Annotated in this window: 8 protein-coding genes; 2 read left to right on the top strand and 6 right to left on the bottom strand. The window is 71.5% G+C overall.

Features of this window, described 5'->3' with window-relative positions; all coding sequences use genetic code 11:
* Nucleotides 1–52: 52 nt before the first annotated feature.
* Together ACZ5IK_RS33540 and ACZ5IK_RS33535 are read right to left on the bottom strand one after the other, a co-directional pair.
* A complete protein-coding gene (locus ACZ5IK_RS33540) occupies nt 53–3,709 on the bottom strand; it encodes a BTAD domain-containing putative transcriptional regulator (protein ID WP_465491386.1) in 3,657 nt (1,218 codons plus the stop codon).
* Between the two features lie 104 nt (nt 3,710–3,813).
* Nucleotides 3,814–5,898: a BTAD domain-containing putative transcriptional regulator gene (locus ACZ5IK_RS33535; RefSeq protein ID WP_465491385.1), complete on the bottom strand. Its 2,085-nt coding sequence runs from the start codon at nt 5,896–5,898 to the stop codon at nt 3,814–3,816.
* Nucleotides 5,899–6,217: 319 nt separating this feature from the next.
* On the opposite strand from ACZ5IK_RS33535, the gene ACZ5IK_RS33530 reads away from it, so the two are divergent.
* Both ACZ5IK_RS33530 and ACZ5IK_RS33525 read left to right on the top strand, forming a co-directional pair.
* Nucleotides 6,218–6,469, top strand: a complete 252-nt coding sequence (locus tag ACZ5IK_RS33530; protein WP_101613313.1) for a hypothetical protein — start codon at nt 6,218–6,220, stop codon at nt 6,467–6,469.
* A gap of 83 nt (nt 6,470–6,552) precedes the next feature.
* Nucleotides 6,553–7,188 carry a helix-turn-helix transcriptional regulator gene (locus ACZ5IK_RS33525; RefSeq protein ID WP_101608961.1) on the top strand — a complete coding sequence of 212 codons (636 nt, stop codon included), beginning with the start codon at nt 6,553–6,555 and terminating at the stop codon, nt 7,186–7,188.
* A gap of 92 nt (nt 7,189–7,280) precedes the next feature.
* Here ACZ5IK_RS33525 and ACZ5IK_RS33520 read toward each other — a convergent pair whose 3' ends face one another.
* The 4 genes from ACZ5IK_RS33520 to ACZ5IK_RS33505 form a co-directional block, all read right to left on the bottom strand.
* Nucleotides 7,281–7,880: a helix-turn-helix transcriptional regulator gene (locus ACZ5IK_RS33520; protein ID WP_465491384.1), complete on the bottom strand. Its 600-nt coding sequence runs from the start codon at nt 7,878–7,880 to the stop codon at nt 7,281–7,283.
* Nucleotides 7,877–10,468, bottom strand: a complete 2,592-nt coding sequence (locus ACZ5IK_RS33515; RefSeq protein WP_465491383.1) for an ATP-binding protein — start codon at nt 10,466–10,468, stop codon at nt 7,877–7,879. Before ACZ5IK_RS33515 ends, ACZ5IK_RS33520 begins: the two co-directional genes overlap by 4 nt.
* 129 nt (nt 10,469–10,597) lie before the next feature.
* A complete protein-coding gene (locus ACZ5IK_RS33510; protein ID WP_465491382.1) occupies nt 10,598–11,125 on the bottom strand; it encodes an EF-hand domain-containing protein in 528 nt (175 codons plus the stop codon).
* A gap of 81 nt (nt 11,126–11,206) precedes the next feature.
* Nucleotides 11,207–12,244 carry a hypothetical protein gene (locus ACZ5IK_RS33505; RefSeq protein ID WP_465491381.1) on the bottom strand — a complete coding sequence of 346 codons (1,038 nt, stop codon included), beginning with the start codon at nt 12,242–12,244 and terminating at the stop codon, nt 11,207–11,209.
* Between the last annotated feature and the right edge of the window lie 68 nt (nt 12,245–12,312).

Raw genomic sequence — 12,312 nt, 5'->3', positions numbered from 1 at the left:
GGTGGCAGCGCGTGCCGTCCGTTGGGACAACGGCGCTGCCCGAAGAGACGGCTCACGCGAGCCGTCTCGGCAACTGATCGCCGACGGTCAGCCGGGAATCGGCGTGCAGTTTGGTCAGCACCCGGGACACCAGCGACTGCACCGTCCGCCTCGGCAGGCTCAGTTCCGCGGCGATCTCCGGATTGGACAGTTTCGCCGCCACCAGCCGCGCGACCCGCAGTTCCAGCGGCGACAGCGCCCCGGCGTGGCGGGGACCCTGCTCGGCACGGCTCAGCACGCCGTGGCGGCGCAGCCTGTTTTCCGCCCGGCGGATGTTCCAGCCCGCGCCGACCTGCCCGAGTACCTCGCACGCCTCGGTGAGCGCTTGGGTGGCGGCTTCGAGATAACCGTTGCGGCCGAGCAGTTCGGCGGCGTCCTCCAGCGAGGCCGCGAGTTCGATCGGGCGGCGGACCTCGCGATAGTGATCGGCCGCGGCCAGCACGCCTTCGGGATCGCCGTCGATCAGCGCGCGGCACCGCGCGGCGGCCGCCGCGGCCCTGGCGGGCACGGTCTCCTGGCTCGCTTCCTCGGCGCAGACGGCGAGCGCTTCCCTTGCGAGGTCGTCGTTCCCGGCCGCGAGCGCGATCCGGACGACGTCGGGGAGCCATTGGTGGCGCAGCATCATCTGGGCGTAGTCGGGGCGCAGCACCGGTGCGAACAGCCGCAGCGCGTCGTCGAGCCGGTCGCGCTGCTCGGCGGCCATCGCCTGGGCGGCGAGGTAGAAGTCGCAGCTTTCGCGTTCGGAGGAGTTCGACGGCGAGTGTGCCTCGGCCGCTTCCAGATGGGCGCGGACGGAGACGCGTTCGTTCCGGTGGCCCGCGATGAGGGCGGCGACCCCGTGCAGCAGCAGGGCGGCGGCGCCTGGCTCGCGCACGCCGTAGAAGGTGATCGCCGGGCCGTCTTCGGTGACCGAGTCCAGTTCGGCGAGCGCTTCGTCCCAGCGGCCGGTCCAGTAGTAGTGCACGGCCGCCGAGACCTGCGGGCCGGTCGGCAGGCCGTGCCGCGCCGCCGTCTCGTACCCGGCGTGCAGCGTGGCGTCGGCCTCGTCGAGACGGTCGAGGTTCTGCAGGGTGAAGAGGCGGTTGTCGAGCAGGTCGAACCGCAGCGTCGCCAGATCGGCTTCGTCCCCGGTGGTCTCGAGCGCGGCGTCGATCGCGGTCAGCGCCCGGTCGTGCTCGCGGCGGATCGAATGCACGAGCCACAACGTCTGCTGCGCGTGCGCGGCGGGATACCGTTCGCCCGCCTCGACGGCCTCGGCGTGCAGGCCCCGCGCGATCCGTTCGGTCTCGCCGAGATCGTCGAGCGTGCCGCGCCGGAAGTTGGCGAGCAGGGTGCGGGTGCTGGTCCGCCACAGTTCCGGCATCGACGGGTCGTCCGCGGTGTCGGCGAGCGCCTCGATCGCGCCGGGGGTGTCGCCCCGGCGGTAGCGCAGCGCGGCGAGGACGTGCCGCATCTGCGCCAGATCCGCCTTGTCGCCGACCGTCTTCACCGCCTGCTCCGCCTCGGCCTCCGGATCCTGTTCGAGCCGGAACAGCACGCGGACCAGCGCGGCGATCAGCGTCTCCCGTTGCTCGCGGGTGGGCACCGTGCTGTCGAGCGCGCCGCGGAGGAGGTCGGCCGCGATGTGCGGGGCGCGGTTGGACACCGCGATGTGGTTGCCGGTGAGCCAGCCGACCAGCCACGGGTCGACCGGCACCGGCTCGGCCGCCAGCTGCTCGGCGACCCGTTTGATCGGCGCGCCACCGCGTGCGAGCGCCTCGGCGGCGCGCCGGTGCAGCGCGGCGCGGACCGGTTCGGCGATGCCGCCGTAGAGCGCCTGCCGCTGGAACGGATGGTGGAAGGCGAGTTTGTCGCCCGCGTACTCGATCACCCCGGCGGTGGTGGCGGGTTCGAGATCCCGCAGGACCTCCAGCGGGCTCTTGCCCGCCAGTGCGGCGAGGTCTTCGACCGCGAACTCCGCGCCCAGCAGCGAGGCGGTGCGCAGGATGTCGGTCGTGGCCGGGTCGAGGCATTCCAGCGTGCGGCCCACCGCCGCCAGCAGTGACCGCGGCGCGTTCTCGGTGCCGTTCAGCGTCACCTCGGCCACGCCCGCCTTGATCCGCAGCGAGCCGGTGCGGACCAGGTCGTGCGCGATTTCCCTGGCGTAGAGCGGGTTCCCGGCCGCGCGCCGGACCAGCGGGCGCAGGCTCGGCCCCAGTTTCGCCGCGAGGATCACCTCGAAGACGGCGGTGACCTCGTCGTCGGTCAGCACCTCGACCGGCATGATCTCGCCGTCCCTCGCCTCGATCCCGCGGCGCAGCTGGGCGAGGTCCCGGCGGCCGTGCCCGGTGCGCGTGGCGGCGACCAGCAGCAGCGGCAGCTGGCGGGTGGCGGCGGCGAGGCGCTGCCACAGCAGCACGCTGGCCTCGTCGGCCCAGTGGAGATCGTCGATCACCAGCACCAGCGGGCCCGCCGCGCAGGTCTCGTCGACCAGCGCCAGCAGTTTGTCCACAGTGGACAGGATCGGGTCGGTGGGGCCCCAGTTCCCGTGCGCGGGCTCGGCGTGCAGCTCACCGGCCAGTTTGGCCTTGGCCGGATCCGCGGCGCCGTGGTGCACCCCGAGGCATTCCATGATCACCTGCAGCGGGAACCGTTGCTGGAGCTCGTCGGCCGCGGTCCAGGCGAGCTGGCAGCCGCGTGCCGCCGCGCCCGCCAGCCCGGCGATCAGCAGCTCCGACTTGCCGATCCCCGGTTCGCCTTCGAGCCAGACCGGACGGCCGCGCCCGGCGAGCAGGTCGGTGACGAACCCGTCCAGTCGTTCGACCTGACGGGCCCGGCCGGGCAGATACCCCTGGCCGCCGCGTTCGATCGCCTTGGCCACGGGCGGCGGCACGACGCGCACCGGAACCGGTTTCGATCCGGTGACAGGTTTTTCGGTGCCGTCAAGGATGCGCTGATGGAGTTCACGCAGCGGGGCGCCGGGTTCGACGCCGAGTTCGTCACGGAGCACGCGCCGGGCATCGCGGTAGACGGTCAGCGCTTCGGTCTGCCGCCCGCTGGCGTGCAGCGCGCGCATGAGCGTCTCGTGCAGCGACTCGCGCAACGGGTGCCGCTGGACCAGCGCGGTCAGCTCGGCCACCAGTTCACGGTGGTCGCCGAGGCCGAGCAGCGCGGTGGCCCGCAGTTCGGTGGCGGTCAGCTGGAGTTCGGCGAGCCGGACGCGCTCGGCTTCGGCGAACGGGCCCGGTACGCCGGAATAGGCCTCGCCGCGCCAGCGGCCGAGCGCGGTGGTGAGCCGCGCGGCCGCGCCACGCTGATCCGCGTGGGCCAGCAACATTTTTCTGGCGTCGGCGGCGTCCCGTTCGGCCAGGTGGACGTCGAGCGCCTCGCGGTCCAGCCGCAGCACGTAGCTCGATCCGGACGAATGCAGCACTTCGTGCGCGGCGCCGCCCGCCTTGCGGATCGCCCCGCGCAGACCCGAGACGTAGGTGTGGACACTGCCGGTGGCGCTGGCGGGCGCCGAACCGCCCCAGACGTCAGCGATCAGTTCACCGAGCGAAATGGACTGGCCGCACCGCGCCGCGAGGGTGGCGAAAACCGCGCGCTGGCGGGCGGGCCCGAGCTTCAGCTCGACGTCTGCGAGCCAGGCACGGGGCGGCCCGAGCAGCTCGACGCGCAGCCCGTTCGTCACGCCGGCTCCATTTCTCGTTCTCACCGAAAGTGGCCGGATCACTACCGTGGTCCCCGCAGTTTAGGACGTCCGCGTGGCGGTTCGGTTGCGCACCCGGGTGTGGGTCAAACGACCCCGCGCTGGGGCGGGACACCGGGGCGGGCGAGGGCGTGCAGCGGAGCGCACCAGGGCTGCGCGGCCCCTTTCGTGCGCGCGGTGGGCCAGGACGTCTCCGTGCCCGTTTCGGGCAGCAGAAGCGCGGCGAGTTCGCCTGCCAGGCTCTGGTGCTGCTCCTCGGTGAGGTTCCGCTGGTGCGAAAGCAGGTGGAGCAGTTCGACCGCGGGCCCGGTGGACAGCAGGCCGACGTTGTCGAGCAGCCATTGCGGGATCCACCGCGCCGTCAGCTCGTCGCCCACCTGGAGCAGTTGCTCGGCGACGCGGTCCGCGGGCGCGCCGGAGCCCACCATGGTCGCGGCGATCTCCTGGTGCAGCACGGCGCGGATGGCGGGCGGGGTGTTCGCGGCGAACACCGAACGCACCAGGGGGACTCGGAACCGCAGGCGGTCCCCTTCGGTTTCCAGCACGCGCGCGGCGAGCGCCTCCTCGACCGCTTCGATCAGCGCCCGCAGCTCGCGGCCGGTGACGCCGGTCAGGTCGGCGACCGTGAACGACGAGCCGAGCAGCGCGGCCGAAGTCAGCGTTCGCTTGCACGCCACGGAAAGCGTGGCGAGATGCTCTTCCACCACGGCGGTGATCCGACTGTGCGGCGCGGCTGCCAGGTCGTGGCCGTCGGCGAATTCGGTGAACAGCTCGCACAGGTAACCGGCGTTGCCCGCGGTGTACTCGGCGGCGAACCCGAGGAAGTCCTCACCGGGATCCCTGGCCAGGGTCTCCTCGGCGAGCGCGGCGACGGCCGGGCCGTCGAACGGCGGCAGCGAGACGATCTCGCCGTCGAGCCGGGAGCGGAGGACGTCGAGCGTGCGGCGGCGGGGGAGGGGGCGCGCGGAGCCGATCAGCAGCAGCGGCAGGTGCGCGGTGAGCCGGTGCAGGCGCTGCCAGGCGAGCAGGCTGTCCTCGTCGGCCCAGTGCAGATCCTCGAAGACGAGTACCCGCGGCCCGTCCTCGCACAGGTCGCTGACCGTTTTGGTGAGATTGTCGAGCGCCTCCCCGCCTAGGCAGTCGGCGATGAGGCTCAGCGGGACCGCGCTGGTCAGTTCGTCGGCTTCGACCCAGCGTGTCCGGTTTCCCGCCGCGGCGAGGGCCTCCGCCAGGAGCGCGCTCTTGCCGCTGCCCGCCTCGCCGTCCAGCCACACCGTCCCGCCGCGGCCTTCGTCCAGCAACGCGGACAGGTGACGGCGCAACCGGCCCAGTTCGAACTCGCGGCCGACGAAGGCGGACGGCCGTTCGGGCAGCGCCCGCGTCGGCCGGTGGCGTTCCGGCTGGTCCTGGTGGTGCAGCGACGGGTCGCCGTCCAGGACCCGCTGTCGCAGGGCCAGCAGCTCCGGACCGGGTTCGAGCCCGGACTGCTCGATGATCGCCTCGCGGGCGCTGTCGAACGCGGCCAGCGCTTCGGCCTGCCTTCCGGACCGGAACAACGCGGTGACCAGCATGCGGTGGAGGCCTTCGTGCAACGGATGGCGCTCGACCAGCACGGCCAGCTCACCCACGAGCTCGCGATAGCCGCCCAGGTGCAGCGCGACCTCGGCCTGGCGTTCGAGGGCGCCCATGCGCAGTTCGTTCAGCCTGGCGCGCTGGGTTTCGGCGAAGGGACCGGGGATCCCGGTCAGCGCGGAACCCCGCCACTGAGCGAGCGCGGAGCGCAGCGACTCCAGCTCCCGGTGGTGCTCGCCCGCGAGCCGATAGCTGCGGGCCCGTTCCAATTCGGCTTCGAAGACGTGGACGTCCACCTGCTGTCTCGGCAGGTCGAGGCTGTAACCGGCGCGGGTGGCGACGAGCGGCTCGCCCACGGGCTCCAGCGCGCGGCGCAGCGCGGAGACGTAGGTGTAGACGATGCCGGTGGCGCTGTCCGGGGGCCGTTCACCCCAGACGGCGTCGATGATGTCCTTGCGGGAGACGAACTGGCCGGCGTGCAGGGCGAGCGCGGCGAAGACCGCTTGCCGCTGAGCGGGACCCAGGGCGATCTCGCCGGAGCCGTGCCGGGCGGGGGCGCCGCCCAGTAGCCGCACCGTCAGCGAGGGAACCTCGTCCATGACCTGCCGCCTGTGCGTCCGACTTCCGAAAAGGGCATCGCGCCCGGGGAAAATCCTAGTGGGGCCGTTGTGGGTTTCGCAATCAATCGGACACTCAGCGTGTGGGTTTCGTCCGCTGGTCATGAGACATTCTCGCGTTTTGCCAGGGCGGTCCGGTTCAGGGGGTTCACCACCGTGAACGGGCTCGAGGTCAGTGCCCGTTCATGTGGTTTTCAGGGGCCGGACAACCGAGGGGCGACTGGGCAAAGCCGGACGTTCTCGGGGGCAGACTGTCTTCCGGCCCTGTTCCCTGGCATGCGTGGCTGTGCATGCTGTGTCGGTGAGCCAGGATCAGGAGCGATTCGCCGGTGATGTCCTGCTCAGCCTCGCCCACGACGGCAGGCTGATGCTCGACGCCGACGAAGCCGAAGCGCGCGTCGCCGAGCTCCGGCGGACGCTGGCCTACGGGTACGCCCTGCTCGCCGACCCGGACTACACGGGACCCGAGGACAGGCTCCGCGAGATCCTCGACGAACTTCCCAAGTACGTGGAGGCGTTTCAGCTGGCCACGAAGTTCTTCACGCCTCGTTGAGAACTCGTGGAGAGTTCGTGAAGAGCTCCTTCGCAGACTGTGTCCCATCCGACTGGGGCCGCGGATCAAGCGGAGGGGACAGAGTGGACACGGAAACCCGACAGATCACCGTGGCGGTGCACGCGCCCGATCCGATCACCACGGCGGGCCTGGCCAGTCAGCTGGGCACGCAGCAGGGGATCGACATCCGGGACTGGGAGCAGCGCGCCGACACCGACGTACTGGTGTTCGCCGCCGAATGGCTCACCCCCGAGATCGTGCTGTGGTTGCGACGGCTCGCCTCCGAGGACGGCAAGCCGGTGGTGCTCGTGGTGAGCCAGATCAGCGAGGCGGAACTGGTCCCCGCGATCGAATGCCGGGTGGTGGCGGTCCTGCCGCGTTCGGCGACTACCGGTGAGCGGCTCGCGCACGCCGTCCGCGCGGCGGCGTCCGGCGGCGGGGTGCTCCCGCCGAGCCTGCTCGGCGAACTGCTCAAGCACGTCGAACGGCTGCAACGCGAGGTGCTCGACCCGATGGGCGTCAACACCGCCGGGCTCACCACGCGGGAGATCGACGTCCTGCGCCTGATGGCCGACGGCAAGGACACCGTCGAGATCGCGGGCGAGCTCTGCTACTCGGAGCGCAGCGTGAAGCACATCATCCAGGGCATCACCGGACGGCTGAAGCTGAAGAACCGGCCGCACGCCGTCGCCTACGCGGTGCGGGCCGGGGTCATCTAGAACGGGGTGAAGGGGCCCATGGCCGCATGTCACGCGGCGAAGGGCGCTTTCGTCGCGTCGGATGCGGGGAAAGTCCCCTTCAGCTCACGGCCTCAGATCAGCCCGGCCCGGATGGCGGCGGCCACCGCCTCCGCCCGGTTCCGCAGCGCCAGCCGGTGCTGGGCCTGGTGCAGGATGTTCTTGATGGTGCGCTGCGAGTAGCCCATCGCCGCGCCGATCTCGCCGGTGTCCTTGCCGTCGGCGATCATCCGCAGCACCCGGATCTCGCGTTCGTGGAACCGCGAAGCTTCGTCGGGGCCGCCCACCATGGCGTCATACCCGGCGGCCAGCCTCGCGGCGGTGGTCGTGACCGCCGTCCGCGCGGCCAGGACCTCCGCGATCAGCAGTTCCGTCCCAGCCGCCTGATGCGGCAGCGCGCGGCGCACCCCGGCGGCCGCGGCCGAGCGGTAGCCCTCCGGTGGCAGCGGCCCGGTGATCAGGACGCCGGGCAGGCCGCCCTGTTCGGTCACCGCGCGCCGGAGAACCGGGAGGTCGTGGTCGACCGGATCCTCGGCGGCCACCAGCACGTCCGCGCCCCGGGTACCGGCCGGGACGACTTCGAGCGCCTCGGCCTGCGACAGCATGCCGACCAGCCCCGCCAGGGTCAGCGGGTCGGCCGCGTGGACGGCCACCCGGAGGTCCGGCCCGCTCACGAGGCGTATCGGCCGTTCAGCAGCGCCGTGGCCAGTTCGATCCGGGAGCGGTAGCCGGTCCGGCTGAAGAGCAGGCTCAACCGTCCCTCGACGCTTTTCTGGCTCGTCTGCAGCGCCGTCGCCAGTTGTTCGTTCGTCAGCCCTTCGCCCGCCAGCAGCGCCAGCAGGTGCTCGTTCTCGGCGACCGTCTCCTGACCGCCGGGAATCTCGATCCCGTTCTCCCGCATCAGGTTCCGCAGCCGCGCGCGGTACAGCAGCGCGTCCAGCGACCCGAGCACCTCGTACACCTCGGTGAGCACCTTCGGATCCGTCGCGCCGTGCCGGACCAGCCGTTCGGCCGCGACGGCCAGTTCGAGCGGTTGCGCGCGTTCGCGGGCCAGCCAGAGACATTCGCCGGCGGGCTCGCGGCCGAGGCAGGCCCGGACCAGATGGCGATGCAGCAGCACCCGCCCGGTCGGCATCGCGGAAGCGAGGTCCTCCAGCGCGTCGAGTGCCTTCTTCGCCCCCGCGCGGTCGTTGTTGCGCAACGCCAGTTCGGCGAGATCGGCCCAGGCGATGTCCGTGCCGACGGCGAGCCCGCAGGTGGCCGCGTGCAGGCGTTTGGCGGCGCGGTCGGTTTCGCCCAGCGCGGTGTCGACCCGCGCTTCGGCGATGTCGAGCAGATGCGCCAGCATCGGTGCGGTCGCGCGGGCTGCGGTCAGCAGTTCCCGTGCCGCGCTGAACCGTCCCTGCGACAGCAGGACCGAAACGGTCGACAGGTGCATCGCGGCCGAGCCGGTGTCGTAGCCGCGCCGAGAACGGTCGGCCACGCTGCGGTGGGCGAAGTCGACCGCGCGGGCGGAATCGCCGCGCATGGCCGCGAGCAGTGAACGTTCGCTGTCGCGCAGGCCGGTTTCCGGGAAGACCTCGTCGGCGAGCAGCTTTTCCGCGCGCGCCCGTTCGCCCAGCACCAGCAGCGCGGTGACGTACGACGTGATCTGGTCGTTCCGCGGCCGCCTCGCCGTCCTCAACGGCCACCGCTCGCGCTCGGTCAGGTTCGCGCCGAACCGCGCCGAGCGGCCGGCCCAGAGTTCGGCCAGGCCGCCGAAGAGTTCGCCCAGCATCGCGGAAACCGTCGACTCGGTGCGCCACGAATCGTTCTCCGCCAGCAGTTCGGCGGCTTCGGCCCACCGGTCCAGCAGGCTCAGCGCGATCGCGCTCGACGCCACCGACCATTCCGGCGGGTTCGTGGCGATCCTCGCCAGCTCGGCCGTGTTGCCGGAGTTGTGCAGCGCGCAGACGGCGATCGACTGCGCTTCCTGCGCGGCGTCGGCGGAAAGCCGGTCGGGGAATTCCTCCAGCAACCGCCGTGTGCCCGCGAGACTCTGTTCGTGATCGCCGTTGAGGTGGCACCACATGGTGTGGAGGAGGGTCACCCTCGCGCGTTGTGGTCGGTCCTCGGTCAGTTCGGCGGCGGCGCGCAGCCACCGCGCGCCGCGGGTGGTCTGGTCGTCGGGCAGGAAGGCCGCGTTGTCGAGCAGTTCCGCGAGCGCGCGCCGCGGATCGATCAGCTTGCCCGCCTCGGCGATCCGGTCGGCGAGATAGTACGGGTCGGACGTGTGCGCGGTCCCGTTCCACAACGCGGTGACGGCGGCCGCGGAGAACCGCCGTCGCTCGAAGGGGCCGAGTTCGGCGATCAGCGCGTAAGCCACCACCGGCACGGTGAACCGCCATCCGCGGCCGCGGTGCAGCACCCCGTCGGCGCGCAGGACCTCGAGGATCGCCAGGGTTTCCGCGGGATCCTGTGCCAGCACCCCGCTGATCAGCGACGGCATCGCCTCGCCGAGCGGATGCAGGACGGCGGCGGCCTTCGCGACCGCGAGCCGCTCGGAATCCAGCGGCACGGACCGCAACGGCACCGCGGTGCCGGGGACGAGATACGCGCGCCGGTCGACGATCCGGATCGCGCCCTGCGCGCGCAGCAGGTCCAAGGCCTGGCGCAGCGCGGCGGGCACGCCCCGGCTGAGTTCGTGCAGGCGGTCCCGCAGCGAAGCGCTCGGAACGGCGCCCAGCGCCTCGACGACCGGCCGCGTGATCTCCTCCGCCTTCAACGGCAGCAGCCTCACGGGATGCACCAGGCCGTCGGCCCGCAGCCGCCGCACGAGGGCGAGTCCTTCGGCCACCTCACGGACCGGGGTGCGAGTGGCGCAGATCAACCGCGCGGAAGTACCGTCCAGCCGCCGGATCAACGCCTCCAGGACGGCCAGCGAGTCGCGGCCCATCCACTGGGTGTCGTCGAGCATCAGCACGTGCCCGCCACCGCCGAGGATCGGCACGGCCACCGCCCGCGCCGCACGCCCGGCCACCGCGGGATCGTCGGCCGCGCCCGTCGCCGGGGCGGGCCAGGGAAAGCCGCCGGGAGCCAGGTCACCCGTCGGCGTGAAGCGCGCGCTCGAAACCCCTTGCCCTGACTCGGAAAGCCGCTCGCGCAGCCGGGCGAGCAGCGTGGTCCGGCCGACACCCGCCGGTCCGGTCACCCATACGCAGGGGGCGCCCGAGCCGGTGACACGCTCCAGGATCTGCTCGGTCACCTCGTCCACGTCCGCCATCCTGAGCCGACCCGGCGGCCGTGACGTGGACGTCCGGCGGGTTCTGGCCCGTATGGACGGCGGGTCCGCCCGAAAGCCGCGACTGGATGCGCGTAGCCGGAGGCACTGACCGGAAAGGCAGCGCGGGGGTCAGGCCGCGAGCGGGCCGAAGACGAGCGTGCCCGGCGCCCCGGCGTCGTCACCCGCCCAGAACTCCAGCCACAGCGCGGCGAACTCGTTCCGGGACAGCATCCCGTCGCCGTCGGAGTCCAGCAGCGGGAACGTGGCGTCGGTGTCGGTCGGGCGGCCGTTCCAGACCTCGATCAGCCGGCGGTACTCCGCCGCGGAGATCAGGCCGTCGCGGTTCTCGTCGATCGCTTCGAACATCGCGTCGGCGGTCGCGATCACGGCCTCGGGCGTGTCCGGCAGCTTGTCCACCACCAGCAGGACTTCGTCGAGGGAGACCTTGTCGTCGCGATCGAGATCCGAGGCCGCGAGCAGCGTCGTCCACCAGCTCAGCATGATGCCGGTCAGGCGCGGCCCGTCGCCGGGGCCGCGCTGTCGCGCCCACCGGTCGGCCAAGGCCCGGAAGTCCCGCTCCTGAAGGAAACCGTCGCCGTCGACGTCCATCGCGGCGAAGACACCGGAGATCTTGCGCCGCTGCAAGTCGCTTGCCATGCGTCCGAACGATAGAACCGACTCCGGAGGGACACATCGGCCATTCAGGGCCCCGGCGAACCACGATCGGGGGACGGGCCCTCACTCGGATTGCGGCGGCTGCGCCGAAGGGGGAAGGCCCTTGATGATCTTCGCGACGAGGACTTCGAGTTCGGACCGGATCTGGTCGGTGGTGGAACCGGCGGCGATGCCCCTGGTGACCCGCAGCAGGTCCGTCACCGTTTCCGTCTTGTGGTCGAAGATCTCGGCGGACGCCCGTGCCTTGGTGGCGAGTTCCTGCGCCGCGACCAGTTCGTCACCGGAGCCTTTGATCAGCGCTTCGACGGTGCTGACCAGACGTTCCAGGATGCGGTACACCGCCCGCGCCGAGAAACCGCCGAGGAGCGCGAGCAGCGGGCGGGTCAGGAGCACGCTGACGCTCGTGGAGGCGGGAGCGTTCGCGGTGGTCGCCGCGGGCTCCACGATGAGGAACGCCAGCGCCGTCCCGGCGAGGCCGCCGAGAATGATCAGGTTGGTGTATCTGCCCTCCAGGCCTCGTTCGAAGGAACCGCGGGAGAGCTGACGGCTCAGGGCGAACATGACGTAGAAGATCCCGCCGATGACCGAGGCGAGCGCGGTGACGAGGATGTCCAGCCAGAGCGGGGCGCCCGTGCTCGTCCGCCAGATCTGGAGGACCACGAAGGTGGTGAACAGCGCTATCGCGAGGAAGGCGAGGGAGCGCGCGTATCTGGTGGCACCGAAGTAGCGGCGGACTCCGTGGGCTTCTTCGTCGGCTAGGAGTTCGATCGTGTTCGGGTTCGCCGGCGCCACGGCGGCGACGAGTTGTTTGTGGGCTTCGGTCAGTTTGCTGAGGGGCAGCGGGGTGTAGAGCGTGTCATCGAATTGGGGATCCGCTTCTCTCCGTGCCACGTCCACGATGTCGACCGCGTCGGCGGGGAGGGACAAACCGATCTTCGTGCCGAAGCGGATCATCGCGAGGCACTGGTCGAGGACGGTCAGGCGGGGGTTGTAGGCGTCGTCACGGTCCCGCTTGCCCCGTGGTTTCCACTCCGCGGATCCACCCCAGCGCCGTTCATGCGCGTTCGGCTCCTCGAATTCGGAACTGTCGTTGGGGGACATGGCGCGCCTCGCATCCGGAGAATGACCTGCCTGGCAGTCGTCGATTCCCTGTCGTGCGTTGCGTGCCT

Source organism: Amycolatopsis sp. NPDC031561, assembly GCF_055580625.1.
Note: the sequence above shows the minus strand (reverse complement) of the source record. Positions and strands in the feature narration are given on the sequence as shown.